Origin of the sequence: Nocardia sp. NPDC052316, assembly GCF_044547795.1 — a bacterium.
GTDB lineage: Bacteria > Actinomycetota > Actinomycetes > Mycobacteriales > Mycobacteriaceae > Nocardia.
Window position 1 is genome coordinate 469,959 of record NZ_JBIUBB010000006.1, and the last position, 14,915, is coordinate 484,873.

Sequence of the window (14,915 nt, forward strand, 5' to 3'; positions counted from 1 at the left end):
CCGCAATCCGGCAGTGAACCCCCAGTGGTTGGTTCTCGAGTTGCACATTCGAAGGCCACAAAACCGCTGGCAGGCGCGCGTCCGGAGGGCAACTGACCATGCCCGTCGGGTCGGCAATCCGGCGTGCGTATACATCCAGGTCCAGGAGGAGCTGAAGTGATTCAGCAGGAGTCGCGACTGCGCGTCGCCGACAACACGGGCGCGAAGGAAATCCTTTGCATCCGCGTTCTCGGTGGTTCGTCGCGTCGCTATGCCGGTATCGGCGACATCATCGTCGCTACCGTGAAGGACGCTGTCCCCGGCGGCAACGTCAAGAAGGGTGAGGTCGTCAAGGCCGTCATCGTGCGCACCACCAAGGAGCGCCGTCGCCCGGACGGTTCGTACATCAAGTTCGACGAGAACGCGGCCGTGCTGATCAAGGCGGACAACGACCCGCGTGGCACCCGCATCTTCGGCCCGGTCGGCCGCGAGCTGCGCGAGAAGAAGTTCATGAAGATCGTTTCGTTGGCCCCGGAGGTGCTCTGACATGAAGGTGCACAAGGGCGACACCGTGCTCGTCATCTCGGGTAAGGACAAGGGCGCCAAGGGCAAGGTCATCCAGGCCTACCCCGAGCGCAACCGCATCCTGGTCGAGGGCGTGAACCGAATCAAGAAGCACGTCGCGAACTCCGCCAACCAGCGCGGCGCCTCTTCGGGCGGCATCGTGACCCAGGAAGCTCCGATCCACGTGTCCAACGTGATGGTCGTCGACTCCGATGGCAAGCCGACCCGCGTCGGTTACCGGACCGACGAGGAGAGCGGCAAGCGGGTCCGGATCTCCCGTAACAACGGGAAGGACATCTGACATGACCACCTCTGAGCAGACCCAGCCGCGTCTGAAGGCGCGCTACCGTGCCGAGATCAAGGACGCGCTGAACAGCGAGTTCAACTACGCCAACGTCATGCAGATCCCCGGCGTGGTCAAGGTTGTCGTGAACATGGGTGTCGGCGACGCCGCCCGTGACGCGAAGCTGATCAACGGCGCCGTCAAGGACCTGGAGCTGATCACCGGTCAGAAGCCGGAGATCCGCAAGGCGACCAAGTCGATCGCGCAGTTCAAGCTGCGTGAAGGCATGCCCATCGGTGCGAAGGTCACCCTGCGTGGCGACCGCATGTGGGAGTTCCTGGATCGCCTGGTCTCCATCGCGCTGCCCCGTATCCGCGACTTCCGCGGCCTGTCGCCGAAGCAGTTCGACGGCAACGGCAACTACACGTTCGGCCTCAGCGAGCAGTCGATGTTCCACGAGATCGACGTGGACTCCATCGACCGTCCGCGCGGTATGGACATCACCGTCGTGACCACCGCGACGAACAACGAAGAGGGCCGCGCCCTGCTCAAGCACCTCGGCTTCCCGTTCAAGGAGAACTGACGATGGCCAAGAAAGCACTGCGGATCAAGGCTGAGGCCAAGCCGAAGTTCGCCGTTCGCGCCTACACCCGCTGCCAGCGTTGCGGTCGCCCGCACGCGGTCTACCGCAAGTTCGGCCTCTGCCGCGTCTGCCTTCGTGAGATGGCGCACCGCGGTGAGCTCCCGGGCGTGCACAAGAGCTCCTGGTGAGCTTGCGCTCTTCGTGAGTGCGCCCGCGTAAGCGGGACCCCGTACAAAGGCACGGCCTCCACTGGAGGCCGTGCCTTTGCGCGTTTTCGCACCCACCGTGGTGTGAGTCCAATCCAACGGAACCGCCGCAGCGCCTGGTGCGTCATACAAGAAACGGGGACAGACCACCGCCATCGAGAGGAGTGGGCCATGGCAGATCCGTCATCGCTGTCGGTCGAGCCCGAAGAGGTGAAAGCGTTGGGGCGGATGGCCTACCAGATCGCGGACGAGTTGAAGTCCGGGTATGCCTCGCTGGTCACCGACACGAAGGTCACGATCGATGGCTGGGCAGGGAACAACGCCGGTGCTTTCACGGCCGCCTGGGACGAGTTCCATGAGGGGGCAGACCAGGTGTGGGACGCACTGTTCGAGCTGGCCGAGAAGCTCGGGGTCACCGCCGAAACCCTCCGCGCGACCGACCAGTCCTATGCCGCCGGCCTCAGCTCCCTGGACCTCCCTTGATCGGGTGCCCCGCATGACCGGTGAGACACCAGCATTCTCGGTCGACCTCGCCAAACTCGAGGAGCTGGCCGCTCGCATGCGCGCATACAAGGCGGCCGTCGCCGATCGGCTGGCCGAGCTCGAGGCGAAAGCCAAGGAAGTCGAGGGCGTGTGGGTCGGCGCCGCGGCGGTGGCCTATAGCGAGGCACATACCGAGTGGGCCGCAGGCGTCACCGACATGCAAGACGGGCTCGCGACCCTGGAAGAGGCCCTGAAGAAAGCGCACGAAAGCTACACCAACGCCGCCTCCCAAACCCTTCGGATTCTCGGCATATGAGCGAGAAACTAGAAGTAGATCCCAAGGTCTACTATCAGGCCGCCACCAACTGCTTCGACGCCGCAGCCGCCCTCAACGACAGCTTCAAATACGTTTTCGCCGAACTGAACAGCTGCGGGCACATGGCGGGCCGAGACGAAGACGGCCGCGCCTGGGCCACCTCCTACGACGAGTCCGCCCGCGAAACCGTATCGTTCTTCGACCAAACCTTCTCGACCCTGCGCGCCTACGGCACCGCCCTCAACGACCTCGGTTTCGAACACGCCAAATCCGATGCGGCGCTGAAAGGTACGGCACAGCCCGACCGCCCCGCCGACGCAGCATCGACAGTGACCTTCGGCCCCTACGCCCTCCCCGCATCAGCCGCCGGCGGCACCCCCCAGGGCCTGGCGAAAACCTCCATCGAAGTACTCGACGCCATCAACTGCCCCCTCCCGGACGGCAACACCGACACCCTCGCCAAAGCAGCCGACGCCTGGGACCGGCTCGGCACGATCTACCAAAACACCAACGCCAAAGACAAAATAACCATCTCTGCCAGCCTCTTCGACGGAGTGACCTCCAAGGATGCGGTGCAGGTCCGGGAAGACCTGAAAACCCTGGAAACCTCCATCGGCGCCCTACTCGACACCTGCAAGCAGATCAGCAAGACCTGCCTCGACTACAAGCAATCGATCGAAGAGCTACGCAACGAAGTCAAAGGCTTCATCGAAGCCATCATCGCCGAGGCCGCGATCAACGTGGCGGTCACCGTCATCGCCACCTGCCTGACCGGTGTCGGCGGTGTGATTGCCGGCGCCAAGGCGGTGGAGTCGGCACGTCGCTGGGCCGCGAAGATCAAAGCAACCGTCACCGCTTGGCGGGCGCGGAAGGCCCTGCAGCTCAAGGGACTTGCCGACGATGCGAAGGCCGCTCTCGCAAAGGGCAAGCAGGCCGTCAAGGATTTACGCGACCGGTTGAGACAGAAGGCTGATGACTCCGGAAAGCTTCCGAAAACCCGCGGCAAGATCGATGAAACGGAGAAGGCATTCTCTCCGGGCGAACGAAAAATTGCTGATCTGTTGGCAGATGAAGGAAAGGATGTAAAGTCCGTCAAGGAGGGTGTCGACCGCACTCCTGATTCTACTGTCGACGGGGTGCCCACAGAATTCAAGTCGCTGGACGAGGGTGCGTCGAATGCAACCGTCAAAAATGCCCTGAACAGTGCAAGCGGACAAGCTGAGCACGCTATCATTGACGCGCGAGCAAGTGGGATTTCACAGGAAGAAGCTCAGCGTGGGTTGAACAGATTCTTGGGTGCCAGCCCTGACAAGATGAAAGGTATTCGAATTGTTGGAGACGGCTGGCAGATCAATTGGCCGTAGGAAGGAATTCCCTTGAGTGCCTACCATGAAATATTTCTGAGGACCGCGAAACCGTTCGATGAGGTGGTCGAAGACGTCGGCGAGGCCTTCGGGGTAAAACTTGCCTCCGAGCAGCTACCGAATACCGCGCAACTATATCGCGCCGCGACCGACTCGACGGTTATCGAAGTTGAGCCTTCGCATGCTTACGAGGATGATTATGGTATAGAGTTTTCGAGATTCCCCATCCTGGTCACAGTCCGTGATCTGGACTCTGACAAGAGTCGAGAAGAAGCCGCAGCGCGCTCCCTCTTTCAGGCATTGGCAAATTTAGGCGGCTATTCAGGTCTGCTGGTTTTCGATTTGAAGCGAAAGCTTGGCGAGATTTGAGCGGCTGCGAGAAACCTCAGAGCGATCAACGGATACGCCATGAAGGCTGAACTGAAACGCATCCATAGTCCGGATGTGGATCTGGACAAGGGGCCGGTGCCAACCGACTCGCTGTTCGTGCAGCTGATGATCGGGCCAGTGGACGGTCCCGGTGAAGAATCTTTCGATCTCATGATGTGCACACCAGGGGCGCAGGATATGGTCGTAGATCCGAGCGATCCGGATTCAAGCCGCTACCTGTTGGTGCTCGAGCGAATTGATCCAGCACTACTCGAGCGCTATGTAGAAGACTTTCTGAGGAACATTGAACAGCCAACGTGGCGGGAGTTGGCGTTGCAGATCGGTCAATTCGCCAAGTGGGAGTTCCACGATTATTGTCCGTAACTACTCGGCCAACAGGGGTGTGAGTTTCGGAAGCTGGTCAGCCATTACTGATCGGGATTGCAGTGACTCGAAATTATGCAGACTGGGTCGATCGCTCGCTCCAGAAATACAACGATGCAACCGGGACCGAGGATCTCGGAAATATGGATTCATTGACCAGTTCTGACGGGGTATATACGGTGGTGGGTGACTGGGGGAGAGTGCGGATTCGCAGTAGTGCAGATCCGGAGTTCAGAATTCCTGAGAACGACTGAATTCACGCCCTGTCGGCTACGGTATATGGTTGAAGTCCTGGAGAGGTCGAGAAGTGCATTGAGCTACGTTTTTAGTATAGATGATGAGACAATTCGGAGTCCGTCCCTACGAGTGGGCAACCTGTATGTCCGAATGCTGCATGATGTCGGATCGGTTCTGGGCGCGCCCACTGGGTTGAGGGCGTCATCTTCTGACATGTGGGACATTGAGATCGATGCCTTCGAACGGCTCGTGAAGCTGATGTATGAAACGTATTTCAGCACTGGGCATTCGGTACTGAAAATGCTGATCGAAGGTGTCCTGGCACCATCGATCGTGCTCGCGGAACGTGGTGGCCGAGAGATTCACCCGCGCAGTGGGCAAGAGCGTGAGTTTCGCGATAGAGCACTGAAACTATCTATGGCTCGATGAGAATCGGGCAGTTCTTCGATGCGCTGCGCAACCTTGCCGAGGTGGCCCGCTAGTACGGCGTACCGCACCGGTTGATGACCGAGGTGCGGGCCGGTCGCCTCTGGGAGTTCAGCGCACCGTTTCCACTTCGCGACGAACATCGACGCTGAGAAAGTGGGGCGCCTTGATCACTCGGCGGAGCATGAAGCGGATGAACGGCGGCATGTCGGTGGCGGTTTCGTCGCGGTACACGCGGGGGTTGGCTACCTCGTAGCAGTGCCGTCTGGATTCGAGTCGGCATTCTCCGGCGGCGAGAACGTTTCGCACCCAATCGGATTCGGGGCCGTAGGTCAGCGCGATCACGTATCGGTTGTCGCGCCGGAAGGCCCACAGCGGTGTGCGGAAGGTCTGGCCGGATTTGCGGCCACGATGTATCACCACGGCCCAGCCGGGCGCCCAGGGGGCGATGAACCTGGTGATCCGGTTGAGGCCGACCCGGTTTGCGCGGGCGATCCAGCGTGGAGCAGGCATTCCAGGAACTCCTCAGTTGTGGAATTACTGCTCTGAGGGTATCGCTGCGCGCAGTAGGAAATCAACGCTTGTAGAGTTTCTGGCACCATGCCTCCGATTGGACGACGGCCCGGGAAAGCCGACACCAGGGAAGTCCTGTTGGCGACGGCGCGGCGCCGATTCGCCGAGGCCGGCTACGACAAGACGACGGTGCGCGAGATCGCTGCGCAAGCCGGCGTTGATCCGGCGCTGATCAGGCACTATTTCGGCAGTAAAGCGGACCTGTTCCGCGCGACCATGGGATGGCCGTTCGAGCCTGCGGACCTCGCGGCACGGATCACCGGCGGCGACCGGCGCGGGATGGGGGAGCGGCTGACGCGGGTGTTCTTCGAAGCCTGGGACCGTCCGGAAACCCGCGCCCCGCTGTCGGCGATCCTGCGCGGCGCCGCCACGCACGAAGAGTCCGCCGATCTGGTCCGGCAATTCATTCAGGGACAGGTGTACGCGCAGATGGCAGCGGCACTATCCGGTCCGGATGCGGAGTTGCGGATCGACCTCGCGATGGCGCAACTCCTCGGCATCGCCTATCTCCGGTACATCCTGCGGGTAGAGCCCATCGCCTCGGAAAGCCTGGATGCGTTGATCGCGCGAGTCGCCCCGGGCATCAAGACGCATCTGGACGTCTGACTCCGCATGGGCGACTTGCGCCTACAGGGTGTCGATAACTCAGTTCTGCTGGCCGAGCAGTTCCAGCGAGCGCTGGTGCGCGCTGACCGCCAGGGCGGTTTCCCGCGCAGCGTCGGAGCCACCTTGCCCGGCGAGGTAGGTGTGCAGATTGGCTTTCGCCTCGTACCAGGCGGCGCGTTCGATGTGGCCGGCCTCGGCGGTGGGGCGGTTCAGAGTCAGGGCAGTCATTTCGACCATGACGTTCACCCGCGGTTCCTCCTCAACGATGTTTCAGATCTTCCGGTCGGTACACCGTGACCTGCGTTCGAAGTGTTACGCCAGTCGGGAGTACCCACTTAGTGTGCGCAGCTCTAGTCCTGCGCAATAGAGGTCACGTGACGTTCGCTGAGATGTCCTGTGGAGGTTGCTGGATCGCATGCCTATAGTTCTGGACTCCAGCAGGATCCCCGCTTATAGGTGCGTAGCGATCTTGTTGCGTTCAATGAGCTGCATAGTTGCCAGCGGGTCGGTGCGCGCCTGGCGCAAGGTGCCCGCCGTCGACTAATCGCCGAGGCTGGGGAGAAGGGCCATGCGGTCACCTCGGTCCGTTTCCTCGCGGCTGTGGCCGACGTGCTGTGCAACGAACCCATGCGACCGATGCATCCGAGACGCAGTGGGACAGTTGAGCACTCGGGCCCGAGCCGGAATATCGGCAGTACTTGAAATGGCGCCTCGGCTCGACCATGGGCCGGACCGTATCCATGGGGCCAAAATGGGGCCATTTCAGGGTAGGGTGGTGATATGACGACGATCAACTATCGCACCGACGACGAGACGAACAACTCGCTCCGTGACCAGGCTGCTGCCGAGGGAGTGAGTATGAACGCGCTGATCAACAAGGCGGTGCAGGAGTATCTGGCCCGGCACGCACACCGGGATCGAGTCCGGACGCTAGCCGCGAGCGAGGTGACCCGGTGGGCTGAACTCATGGAGCGGCTCAAGTGACCGAGTACCTCGATCTGGAGGATGTACTGCACATCGCGGAGGTCGCGTTCGGCGGACCGGTTCGGGTGCGGGATATCGGCCTGCTCGATTCTGCCGTTCATCGGCCGTCTTCGGGAATGTTCGGACAAGAGGCGTACATCGATTTGTTCGACAAGGCTTCCGCGTTGCTGCAGTCGCTGACGATCAATCACCCGTTGGTCGATGGCAACAAGCGGACGGCATGGATCGCGGCAGTCGTGTTCCTGGGCTTGAACGGGGTGACGTTGCCCCTGGATGTCGACGGTGCGGAAGCGTTGGTCGTGGAAGTCGCAAAAGGCTCGATCGAGGATGTCGAAGACATCAGCGCGCGACTGCGCGCTTTGAAGTAGGGGTGGTGGCACCTGTCGGGCCGTGCAGATCCACCCGGATTTGGGTCTCAGCTGGGCGTTGTCTACACTAGACCGGTTGCCTGGGCACAACTGTGCCTGCATGTCTTGGTGCACTGCACCGACCTGCGGCCCGCCCTGGCACCGAGAACTCGTTCAGAGAACTCATCCGGTCGGCAAGCGTCGGCCGGACCAGCCCAATTGCTGTAGGCCCACGATCGGCATGTCTTGTACGCGCCGGTGTTGCATGGGAACCGTAGCGAGAAAGGTGTCGAGGTCTAACCATGACCATGACTGATCCGATCGCGGACTTCTTGACTCGTCTGCGCAACGCCAACTCGGCGTACCACGATCAGGTGAAGGCTCCGCACTCGAAGCTCAAGGCGAACATCGCCGAGATCCTCAAGCGCGAGGGCTACATCGCCGATTACCGGACCGAGGACGCGACCGTGGGCAAGGCCCTCGTTGTCGACCTCAAGTACGGCCCGAGCCGTGAGCGCAGCCTGCAGGGCCTGCGTCGCGTCTCGAAGCCGGGTCTGCGTGTGTACGCGAAGTCCACCAACCTGCCCAAGGTCCTGGGCGGCCTCGGCGTGGCGATCATCTCCACGTCGACCGGTCTGCTCACCGATCGCCAGGCGGCCAAGCAAGGTGTAGGCGGGGAAGTCCTCGCCTACGTCTGGTAAGGGGAGGTAGGACAAATGTCGCGTATTGGCAAGAAGCCCATCGCAATTCCGGCCGGTGTCGAGATCACCATCGACGGCCAGCACGTGTCGGTGAAGGGTCCCAAGGGCACCCTGTCGCACACCGTTGCCGAGCCGATCACCATCTCCAAGGGTGAGGACGGCCAGCTCGAGGTCCTCCGCCCGAACGACGAGCGCCAGAACCGCTCGCTGCACGGCCTGACCCGCACACTCATCGCCAACATGGTCGAAGGCGTGACCAAGGGCTACGAGAAGAAGATGGAAATCTTCGGCGTCGGTTACCGCGTGCAGGCCAAGGGCTCGAACCTGGAGTTCGCTCTGGGCTACAGCCACCCGGTGCCGATCGAGGCGCCCGCGGGCATCACCTTCGCGGTGGAGTCGCCCACCAAGTTCTCCGTGTCCGGTATCGACAAGCAGGCGGTCGGTCAGATCTCCGCTGTGATCCACGGACTGCGCAAGCCCGACCCGTACAAGGGCAAGGGCATCCGCTACGCCGGCGAGGTCGTTCGCCGCAAGGTCGGAAAGACGGGTAAGTGATCATGGCGCAAACCGAAAACCAGATCGCCAAGCGCAAGCCGCGCGGCAAGGACGTGTCCACGACGCGTCGTCTGTCGAAGACCCGCCGTCACTTCCGTCTGCGCAAGAAGGTCGAAGGCACCACCGAGCGTCCGCGCCTGGTGGTCAACCGCTCCTCGCGGCACCTGCACGCGCAGCTGGTCGACGATTCGATCGGCAAGACCATCGCCGCCGCGTCCTCGATCGAGGCCGACGTGCGTGCGCTGGACGGCGACAAGTCGGCCAAGAGCAAGAAGGTCGGCGAACTGCTGGCCGCGCGTGCCAAGGCCGCCGGTGTCGAGGCCGTCGTGTTCGACCGTGGTGGTCACGACTACCACGGCCGCATCGCGGCGCTCGCCGACGCTGCTCGCGAAGGTGGGTTGAAGTTCTGATGATCAAGACCAACGGAAGGAACGTCTGATGCCGGGACGTCAACGGCGTGACGGCGGCAACGGACCCGCCGGACAGCAGAATGGTGCCGCAGGTGGCGGCGACAACCAGCGTGGTGGCGGCCGCGACCGCCGCGGTGGCAACGACCGCCGCGACCAGCAGGCCGAGAAGAACCAGCTCGAGCGCGTAGTCGCGATCAACCGCGTCTCCAAGGTCGTGAAGGGTGGTCGTCGCTTCAGCTTCACCGCCCTCGTGATCGTCGGTGACGGCAACGGTCTGGTCGGCGTCGGCTACGGCAAGGCCAAGGAAGTTCCGGCGGCCATCCAGAAGGGTGTCGAGGAGGCTCGCAAGAGCTTCTTCCGCGTCCCGATGATCGGCAGCACCATCGTCCACCCGGTGCAGGGTGAGGCGGCGGCCGGTGTCGTCATGCTGCGTCCGGCCTCGCCCGGTACCGGTGTGATCGCCGGTGGCGCGGCGCGTGCCGTGCTGGAATGCGCTGGTATCCATGACATTCTGGCGAAGTCGCTCGGTAGCGACAACGCCATCAACGTCGTGCACGCGACCGTTGCGGCGCTCAAGATGCTGCAGCGTCCGGAAGAGGTCGCGGCGCGCCGTGGCCTGCCGCTCGAGGACGTTGCCCCTGCGGGCATGCTGCGTGCGCGCGCCCAGGCTGCGGGAGGTGCCAGGTAATGGCGGATCTCAAGGTAACCCAGATCAAGAGCACGATCGGCGCCAAGCAGAACCAGCGTGAGAGCTTGCGCACGCTCGGCCTGCGCAAGATCCGGCAGACCGTGGTTCGCGAGGACAACCCGCAGAACCGTGGCCTGATCAACGTCGTGCGCCACCTCGTGACAGTTGAGGAGGTCTGACATGACCATCAAGTTGCATCACCTGCGCCCCGCGCCCGGTGCCAAGACCGAGAAGACTCGGGTCGGCCGTGGTGAGGGTTCCAAGGGTAAGACCGCGGGCCGTGGTACCAAGGGCACCAAGGCACGCAAGAATGTCCCGGCCGCCTTCGAGGGTGGGCAGATGCCGCTGCACATGCGGCTGCCCAAGCTCAAGGGCTTCACGAACCGGTTCCGCACGGAATACCAGGTCGTGAACGTCGGCGCCATCGCCAAGCTGTTCCCCGAGGGCGGCGAGGTCGGCAAGGCCGAGCTCGTGGCCGCCGGCGCGGTTCGCAAGAACCAGCTGGTGAAGGTCCTCGGCGACGGCGAGATCGGCGTCGCGGTCCAGGTGACCGTCGACAAGGTCACCGGCGCTGCCAAGGAAAAGATCACCGCGGCCGGTGGCTCCGTCACCGAGCTGGGCTGACGGTACTCTGACAATCAATGGCACCGGACGAGTGAAAGCTCGTCCGGTGCCACTGTTAGAGTTCAAGTTGTTGTCTGCCAAGCCTCGTCATGGTTTTCAGCGTCCCCAGATGCCGAATCGTCGGATCTGCGGTTTGCTTGAAATTTCCATGTCCTGACCATGTCGTTCGCCAGGAGGATCTGTGCTTTCCGCCTTCGTATCGGCCTTCCGGACTCCGGACTTACGGCGGAAGATTCTCTTCACGCTGGGGTTGATCGCGCTGTACCGTCTGGGTGCCGCGCTGCCGTCCCCCGGCGTCGACTACAAGAACGTGCAGGCTTGCGTCAAGCAGGTGTCCGGCGGTGAAGACGCCGGTATCTACCAGCTGATCAACCTGTTCTCCGGTGGCGCGCTGCTGCAGCTGTCGGTGTTCGCGATCGGCATCATGCCGTACATCACCGCGAGCATCATCATCCAGCTGCTGACCGTCGTCATCCCGCGGTTCGAGGAACTGCGCAAGGAAGGCCAGTCCGGCCAGACCAAGATGACGCAGTACACCCGGTACCTGTCGATCGCGCTCGCGGTCCTGCAGGCCACCGGCCTCGTCGCGCTCGCCTCCCGTGGTCAGCTGCTGCAGGGCTGCGACAAGGAGATCATCTCCAACAACGGCATCTTCGCCATGATCATCATCGTGCTGGTGATGACCGCGGGTGCCGCGCTGGTCATGTGGTTCGGCGAGCAGATCACCGAGCGCGGTGTCGGTAACGGCATGTCGCTGCTGATCTTCGCCGGTATCGCCGCCCGCATCCCGACCGAGGGCAAGTCCATCCTGGACAGCCGCGGCGGGCTGGTCTTCGGGCTGGTGTGTGTCGCCGCGCTGGCGATCGTCACCGCGGTCATCTTCGTCGAGCAGGGCCAGCGGCGCATTCCGGTGCAGTACGCCAAGCGCGTGGTCGGCCGGAAGATGTACGGCGGCTCCTCGACCTACCTGCCGCTGAAGGTCAACCAGGCCGGTGTCATCCCGGTGATCTTCGCGTCCTCCCTGCTGTACCTGCCCAACCTGGTCTCCCAGCTCACGTCCTCGCAGAACAACCCGGACCCGAGCTGGTGGCAGGAGATCATCGCCAAATACCTGGTGAACCCGGGCAACCCGGTCTACATCGCGATCTACTTCGGTCTGATCGTGTTCTTCACCTACTTCTACGTCGCGATCACCTTCAACCCGGAGGAACGCGCGGACGAGATGAAGAAGTTCGGTGGCTTCATCCCGGGGTACCGCCCCGGCAAGCCCACCGCGGATTACCTCAATCATGTGCTGAGTCGCATCACCCTCCCCGGCTCGATCTACCTCGGTCTCGTTGCTGTCCTGCCGAATCTGTTCCTCGACATCGGTGCCTCCGGTAATACCCAGAACCTCCCCTTCGGCGGCACCGCGGTGCTGATCATGGTGAGCGTCGGCCTGGACACGGTGAAGCAGATCGAGAGTCAGCTGATGAATCGAAATTACGAAGGGTTCCTCAAGTGAGAGTTGTACTGCTCGGTCCGCCGGGTGCCGGCAAGGGCACCCAGGCCGTCCTCCTGTCGGAAAAACTGGGCGTCCCGCACATCTCCACCGGGGATCTGTTCCGCGCGAACATCAGCCAGCAGACGCTGCTCGGCCGTGAAGCACAGAAGTACATGGACGCAGGCGATCTGGTGCCGAGCGACATCACCAACCGCATGGTCGAGGCCAGGGTCAACGAGCCCGACGCCGCGAACGGCTTTGTCCTGGACGGCTACCCGCGCACGGTCGACCAGGCCGACGCGCTGGAGAAGATCCTCAAGGACATCGACACCAAGCTCGACGCGGTGCTCTGCTTCGTCGTGGCCGAGGACACCGTCGTCGAGCGGATGCTCGCCCGTGGCCGCGCCGACGACAACGAAGACGTGATCCGCAACCGGCTCCGGGTGTACCGCGAGGAGACCGAGCCGTTGCTGCAGCACTACGACGGGCTGGTCGTCTCGGTGGACGGCGTCGGCGAGGTCGACGAGGTCAACGCGCGCGCACTGCGGGCGCTGGGACACTGAGGCCGAATGGTCTTCAACCGTAAGAAGAAGGTCGTGCCGTTCCGCACCGCGGGCGAGCTCGACGCCATGGCCGCGGCGGGCGCGATCGTCGGCCGCGCCTTGGTCGCCGTGCGCGCGGCCGCCAAGCCGGGGGTGTCCACCCTCGAACTCGACGAGGTCGCCGAGCAGCTCATCCGCGACGCGGGTGCGGTGCCGTCGTTCAAGGGCTACCACGGCTTCCCCGGTTCGATCTGCGCGTCGGTGAACGACCGTGTGGTGCACGGGATTCCGACCGCGGAAGAAATCCTGACCGAGGGCGACCTGGTCTCCATCGACTGCGGCGCCATTCTCGACGGTTGGCACGGTGATTCGGCGTGGACGTTCGGCGTCGGCAACATCATCGAAGCCGACCGGCTGCTGAGCGAAGCGACCAAGCTGTCCATGGAGGCCGGCATCGAGGCGATGCTGCCCGGCAACCGGCTCTCCGACGTGTCCCATGCCATCGAACTCGGCACCCGCGCCGCCGAGCAGCAGCACGGCCGCGCCTACGGCATCGTCGACGGGTACGGCGGGCACGCCATCGGCCGCGAAATGCACCTCGACCCGTTCCTGGCCAACGAGGGCGACCCGGGCAAGGGACCGAAACTCGTGGTCGGCTCGGTTCTCGCGATCGAGCCGATGCTCACCCTGGGCACCACACAGACCCAGGTGCTCGACGACGACTGGACCGTGGTCACCGTCGACGGCACCCGCGCCGCCCACTGGGAACACACCGTCGCCGTCACCGAGAACGGCCCGCGCATCCTCACCCTCCGCCCGGAGTAGGCAGACGGCGGACGCGCCGACTATAGGCGCCGCTCGACTCCTGCCCCTCCACGCGGAAGGTCGGGCGGCGCAACGGTTACGCCAGACACTGGCGGTCGGTGATACGCGCGGCGAGGAGTCGATGCGCACCGACGCCGACCGGGGTGGCGGCCCCCGCCGGACGATCTCGCCTCGTGATTCGCCTGCGGCACATTGCTGCCGCTACCGAATCGTGGACGATACCCAGCTGCGTCGCTGGATCGGTGTCGTCGTTCCTTGCGCCTGCTGCGCTCGACCGTGACGTTGTGCCGAGCGGCGTTGCTCGGTGGTCGGATCAGGTCGACATTGGTGCCTGATCTCCCGGTACCTGAACTCTGACTTTCTCCGGTACCTGAACTCTGCTGAAAGCGTATGTCGGGGTGGGGTGCGGACGCGTGAGTAGACAACTACTCGAATGTGGTTGGCGCACCACGCGGTTCGAGCCATGATCACCCGCAGCACGACGGGCGGGCGCATCGGAAAAGTGTGCGTGGTGTGCGAATTCCCTTGCGGCAGGTAGTTGACGGGCGGCAACACCGGCAGCCGAAAGATCAGTCGAAGTCGCTCAGTGGTCTCGAAGATTCGAGCGCAGTACCAAAGTGACTAGGGGAAGGTCGAATTCGCCCTCCGCCGTCTCCGGCCTGCTGTGCAGGTATTCGGTGACACGGCGCAACACTTCGGCGCGTTGCTGCGGTGACACCACCAGGGTGTGCGAGTGCGTGCCGATGGTCGCGGCCAGCGACTCCGCGGTCCGTCGCTGCGTGTGCGGAAATTCGGCGCGTTCGAAGATCTCGAACAGCGAGTGCTGGGGCAGCTGTGCGTCACCGAGTTCCGGCGGCGGCGCGGAGGCATCCGAGCGAGCGACCCGCCCCAGTTCGGCGACCCAATCCACGCGCAGGTCGTCGGTGTTCCACAGCGCCGCGAAGGTGCCGCCCTTGCGCAGCACCCTGGCGAACTCCGGAAACGCACGCTTCTGATCGAACCAGTGAAAGGCCTGCCCCGCGACGATCGCGTCCACCGAGCCGTCCGCGAGCGGAATCTCCTCCGCCGACCCCTCCAGCGCACGCACCCCTGGCATCCGCCGCATCAGCTCGACGCGCATGCCGTCGTCGGGTTCGACCGCGATCACCGAGGCGCCGATGGCGCGCAGCCCCTCGGTGAGCTTGCCGGTGCCTGCCCCGAGGTCGAGCACCAGGGGCGCGGGCACGGTCGGCACCGGCTCCAAGGCCCACCGGATGGCCGCAAGGGGGTAGTCCGGCCGGTGTTCGGCGTAGTCCATGGCGTGGGCGCCGAAGGAGGCGGCCCGCCGGGCATGCAGGGCACGCTTGCTCGCATCTCGATCAGTCGTATTCCCCATGCGCCCAC

Annotated in this window: 25 protein-coding genes; 22 read left to right on the forward strand and 3 right to left on the reverse strand. The window is 63.5% G+C overall.

Annotated features, from left to right (window positions below; genetic code table 11):
* Positions 1 to 156 precede the first annotated feature (156 nt).
* The 10 genes from rplN (at position 157) to ACIHA7_RS29855 (ending at position 5,197) form a co-directional block, all read left to right on the forward strand.
* Complete coding sequence (rplN, locus tag ACIHA7_RS29810) at positions 157 to 525, forward strand: 50S ribosomal protein L14 (RefSeq protein ID WP_107654146.1); 369 nt, start codon at positions 157 to 159, stop codon at positions 523 to 525.
* Between the two features lies 1 nt (position 526).
* Positions 527 to 844, forward strand: a complete 318-nt coding sequence (gene rplX / locus ACIHA7_RS29815) for a 50S ribosomal protein L24 (protein WP_397294233.1) — start codon at positions 527 to 529, stop codon at positions 842 to 844.
* Between the two features lies 1 nt (position 845).
* Positions 846 to 1,409: a 50S ribosomal protein L5 gene (gene rplE / locus ACIHA7_RS29820; protein WP_107654148.1), complete on the forward strand. Its 564-nt coding sequence runs from the start codon at positions 846 to 848 to the stop codon at positions 1,407 to 1,409.
* A 2-nt stretch (positions 1,410 to 1,411) separates the two neighbouring features.
* Complete coding sequence (locus ACIHA7_RS29825; RefSeq protein ID WP_040731429.1) at positions 1,412 to 1,597, forward strand: type Z 30S ribosomal protein S14; 186 nt, start codon at positions 1,412 to 1,414, stop codon at positions 1,595 to 1,597.
* A 189-nt stretch (positions 1,598 to 1,786) separates the two neighbouring features.
* Positions 1,787 to 2,098 (forward strand): WXG100 family type VII secretion target, encoded by a 312-nt coding sequence (locus ACIHA7_RS29830; RefSeq protein ID WP_397294234.1) that lies wholly within the window; start codon positions 1,787 to 1,789, stop codon positions 2,096 to 2,098.
* A gap of 13 nt (positions 2,099 to 2,111) precedes the next feature.
* On the forward strand, positions 2,112 to 2,414 hold the full coding sequence (locus ACIHA7_RS29835; RefSeq protein ID WP_397294235.1) for a WXG100 family type VII secretion target: 303 nt from the start codon (positions 2,112 to 2,114) through the stop codon (positions 2,412 to 2,414).
* Entirely contained in the window at positions 2,411 to 3,778 is a 1,368-nt protein-coding gene (locus ACIHA7_RS29840) for a hypothetical protein (RefSeq protein ID WP_397294236.1), read from the forward strand. Before ACIHA7_RS29835 ends, ACIHA7_RS29840 begins: the two co-directional genes overlap by 4 nt.
* Before the next feature lie 12 nt (positions 3,779 to 3,790).
* A complete protein-coding gene (locus ACIHA7_RS29845; RefSeq protein WP_397294237.1) occupies positions 3,791 to 4,147 on the forward strand; it encodes a hypothetical protein in 357 nt (118 codons plus the stop codon).
* Between the two features lie 39 nt (positions 4,148 to 4,186).
* The gene (locus ACIHA7_RS29850) at positions 4,187 to 4,531 is read left to right on the forward strand and encodes an Imm8 family immunity protein (RefSeq protein ID WP_397294238.1); all 345 of its coding nucleotides are present in this window, start codon (positions 4,187 to 4,189) and stop codon (positions 4,529 to 4,531) included.
* A gap of 279 nt (positions 4,532 to 4,810) precedes the next feature.
* The gene (locus tag ACIHA7_RS29855) at positions 4,811 to 5,197 is read left to right on the forward strand and encodes a DUF6086 family protein (protein WP_397294239.1); all 387 of its coding nucleotides are present in this window, start codon (positions 4,811 to 4,813) and stop codon (positions 5,195 to 5,197) included.
* A 108-nt stretch (positions 5,198 to 5,305) separates the two neighbouring features.
* On the opposite strand, the gene ACIHA7_RS29860 is transcribed toward ACIHA7_RS29855, so the two are convergent.
* Entirely contained in the window at positions 5,306 to 5,707 is a 402-nt protein-coding gene (locus ACIHA7_RS29860) for a nitroreductase family deazaflavin-dependent oxidoreductase (protein ID WP_397294240.1), read from the reverse strand.
* An 87-nt stretch (positions 5,708 to 5,794) separates the two neighbouring features.
* Here ACIHA7_RS29860 and ACIHA7_RS29865 point away from each other — a divergent pair, with 87 nt between their 5' ends.
* Positions 5,795 to 6,373: a TetR family transcriptional regulator gene (locus ACIHA7_RS29865; RefSeq protein ID WP_397294241.1), complete on the forward strand. Its 579-nt coding sequence runs from the start codon at positions 5,795 to 5,797 to the stop codon at positions 6,371 to 6,373.
* Positions 6,374 to 6,412: 39 nt separating this feature from the next.
* Here the strand turns inward: ACIHA7_RS29865 and ACIHA7_RS29870 are convergent, their stop codons facing one another.
* Positions 6,413 to 6,601 (reverse strand): hypothetical protein, encoded by a 189-nt coding sequence (locus ACIHA7_RS29870; protein ID WP_397294242.1) that lies wholly within the window; start codon positions 6,599 to 6,601, stop codon positions 6,413 to 6,415.
* A gap of 552 nt (positions 6,602 to 7,153) precedes the next feature.
* Here ACIHA7_RS29870 and ACIHA7_RS29875 point away from each other — a divergent pair.
* The 11 genes from ACIHA7_RS29875 to map all read left to right on the forward strand — a co-directional run bounded on the left by ACIHA7_RS29875 (position 7,154) and on the right by map (position 13,532).
* Positions 7,154 to 7,357: a CopG family transcriptional regulator gene (locus ACIHA7_RS29875; RefSeq protein ID WP_397294243.1), complete on the forward strand. Its 204-nt coding sequence runs from the start codon at positions 7,154 to 7,156 to the stop codon at positions 7,355 to 7,357.
* Entirely contained in the window at positions 7,354 to 7,725 is a 372-nt protein-coding gene (locus ACIHA7_RS29880; protein ID WP_397294244.1) for a type II toxin-antitoxin system death-on-curing family toxin, read from the forward strand. Before ACIHA7_RS29875 ends, ACIHA7_RS29880 begins: the two co-directional genes overlap by 4 nt.
* A 281-nt stretch (positions 7,726 to 8,006) precedes the next feature.
* The gene (gene rpsH, locus ACIHA7_RS29885; protein WP_069161946.1) at positions 8,007 to 8,405 is read left to right on the forward strand and encodes a 30S ribosomal protein S8; all 399 of its coding nucleotides are present in this window, start codon (positions 8,007 to 8,009) and stop codon (positions 8,403 to 8,405) included.
* 15 nt (positions 8,406 to 8,420) lie between these two features.
* Positions 8,421 to 8,960 carry a 50S ribosomal protein L6 gene (gene rplF / locus ACIHA7_RS29890; RefSeq protein WP_397294245.1) on the forward strand — a complete coding sequence of 180 codons (540 nt, stop codon included), beginning with the start codon at positions 8,421 to 8,423 and terminating at the stop codon, positions 8,958 to 8,960.
* A 2-nt stretch (positions 8,961 to 8,962) separates the two neighbouring features.
* Entirely contained in the window at positions 8,963 to 9,370 is a 408-nt protein-coding gene (gene rplR / locus ACIHA7_RS29895) for a 50S ribosomal protein L18 (RefSeq protein ID WP_135234809.1), read from the forward strand.
* 28 nt (positions 9,371 to 9,398) lie between these two features.
* Positions 9,399 to 10,058, forward strand: coding sequence for a 30S ribosomal protein S5 (gene rpsE, locus ACIHA7_RS29900; RefSeq protein ID WP_107654159.1), 660 nt, complete (start codon positions 9,399 to 9,401; stop codon positions 10,056 to 10,058).
* Positions 10,058 to 10,237: a 50S ribosomal protein L30 gene (gene rpmD / locus ACIHA7_RS29905; protein ID WP_135234810.1), complete on the forward strand. Its 180-nt coding sequence runs from the start codon at positions 10,058 to 10,060 to the stop codon at positions 10,235 to 10,237. The genes rpsE and rpmD overlap by 1 nt, the downstream gene beginning before the upstream one ends.
* A gap of 1 nt (position 10,238) precedes the next feature.
* Complete coding sequence (rplO, locus tag ACIHA7_RS29910; RefSeq protein WP_107654161.1) at positions 10,239 to 10,682, forward strand: 50S ribosomal protein L15; 444 nt, start codon at positions 10,239 to 10,241, stop codon at positions 10,680 to 10,682.
* A gap of 181 nt (positions 10,683 to 10,863) precedes the next feature.
* Positions 10,864 to 12,186 carry a preprotein translocase subunit SecY gene (secY, locus tag ACIHA7_RS29915; RefSeq protein WP_107654162.1) on the forward strand — a complete coding sequence of 441 codons (1,323 nt, stop codon included), beginning with the start codon at positions 10,864 to 10,866 and terminating at the stop codon, positions 12,184 to 12,186.
* Positions 12,183 to 12,728 (forward strand): adenylate kinase, encoded by a 546-nt coding sequence (locus ACIHA7_RS29920; protein ID WP_397294246.1) that lies wholly within the window; start codon positions 12,183 to 12,185, stop codon positions 12,726 to 12,728. The genes secY and ACIHA7_RS29920 overlap by 4 nt, the downstream gene beginning before the upstream one ends.
* A 6-nt stretch (positions 12,729 to 12,734) precedes the next feature.
* Positions 12,735 to 13,532 carry a type I methionyl aminopeptidase gene (gene map, locus ACIHA7_RS29925; RefSeq protein ID WP_397294247.1) on the forward strand — a complete coding sequence of 266 codons (798 nt, stop codon included), beginning with the start codon at positions 12,735 to 12,737 and terminating at the stop codon, positions 13,530 to 13,532.
* Between the two features lie 583 nt (positions 13,533 to 14,115).
* On the opposite strand, the gene ACIHA7_RS29930 is transcribed toward map, so the two are convergent.
* Positions 14,116 to 14,907, reverse strand: a complete 792-nt coding sequence (locus ACIHA7_RS29930) for a class I SAM-dependent methyltransferase (protein WP_397294248.1) — start codon at positions 14,905 to 14,907, stop codon at positions 14,116 to 14,118.
* Positions 14,908 to 14,915: the final 8 nt, after the last annotated feature.

Excerpts from the sequence above, each read along its gene's own strand:
- rplX (WP_397294233.1), top strand. The coding sequence starts at position 527 with ATGAAGGTGCACAAGGGCGACACCGTGCTCGTCATCTCGGGTAAGGAC.
- rplE (WP_107654148.1), top strand. The coding sequence starts at position 846 with ATGACCACCTCTGAGCAGACCCAGCCGCGTCTGAAGGCGCGCTACCGT.
- ACIHA7_RS29825 (WP_040731429.1), top strand. The coding sequence starts at position 1,412 with ATGGCCAAGAAAGCACTGCGGATCAAGGCTGAGGCCAAGCCGAAGTTC.
- ACIHA7_RS29830 (WP_397294234.1), top strand. The coding sequence starts at position 1,787 with ATGGCAGATCCGTCATCGCTGTCGGTCGAGCCCGAAGAGGTGAAAGCG.
- ACIHA7_RS29835 (WP_397294235.1), top strand. The coding sequence starts at position 2,112 with ATGACCGGTGAGACACCAGCATTCTCGGTCGACCTCGCCAAACTCGAG.
- ACIHA7_RS29840 (WP_397294236.1), top strand. The coding sequence starts at position 2,411 with ATGAGCGAGAAACTAGAAGTAGATCCCAAGGTCTACTATCAGGCCGCC.
- ACIHA7_RS29850 (WP_397294238.1), top strand. The coding sequence starts at position 4,187 with ATGAAGGCTGAACTGAAACGCATCCATAGTCCGGATGTGGATCTGGAC.
- ACIHA7_RS29855 (WP_397294239.1), top strand. The coding sequence starts at position 4,811 with ATGGTTGAAGTCCTGGAGAGGTCGAGAAGTGCATTGAGCTACGTTTTT.
- ACIHA7_RS29860 (WP_397294240.1), bottom strand. The coding sequence starts at position 5,707 with ATGCCTGCTCCACGCTGGATCGCCCGCGCAAACCGGGTCGGCCTCAAC.
- ACIHA7_RS29865 (WP_397294241.1), top strand. The coding sequence starts at position 5,795 with ATGCCTCCGATTGGACGACGGCCCGGGAAAGCCGACACCAGGGAAGTC.
- ACIHA7_RS29870 (WP_397294242.1), bottom strand. The coding sequence starts at position 6,601 with ATGACTGCCCTGACTCTGAACCGCCCCACCGCCGAGGCCGGCCACATC.
- ACIHA7_RS29875 (WP_397294243.1), top strand. The coding sequence starts at position 7,154 with ATGACGACGATCAACTATCGCACCGACGACGAGACGAACAACTCGCTC.
- rpsH (WP_069161946.1), top strand. The coding sequence starts at position 8,007 with ATGACCATGACTGATCCGATCGCGGACTTCTTGACTCGTCTGCGCAAC.
- rplF (WP_397294245.1), top strand. The coding sequence starts at position 8,421 with ATGTCGCGTATTGGCAAGAAGCCCATCGCAATTCCGGCCGGTGTCGAG.
- rplR (WP_135234809.1), top strand. The coding sequence starts at position 8,963 with ATGGCGCAAACCGAAAACCAGATCGCCAAGCGCAAGCCGCGCGGCAAG.
- rpsE (WP_107654159.1), top strand. The coding sequence starts at position 9,399 with ATGCCGGGACGTCAACGGCGTGACGGCGGCAACGGACCCGCCGGACAG.
- rpmD (WP_135234810.1), top strand. The coding sequence starts at position 10,058 with ATGGCGGATCTCAAGGTAACCCAGATCAAGAGCACGATCGGCGCCAAG.
- rplO (WP_107654161.1), top strand. The coding sequence starts at position 10,239 with ATGACCATCAAGTTGCATCACCTGCGCCCCGCGCCCGGTGCCAAGACC.
- map (WP_397294247.1), top strand. The coding sequence starts at position 12,735 with ATGGTCTTCAACCGTAAGAAGAAGGTCGTGCCGTTCCGCACCGCGGGC.
- ACIHA7_RS29930 (WP_397294248.1), bottom strand. The coding sequence starts at position 14,907 with ATGGGGAATACGACTGATCGAGATGCGAGCAAGCGTGCCCTGCATGCC.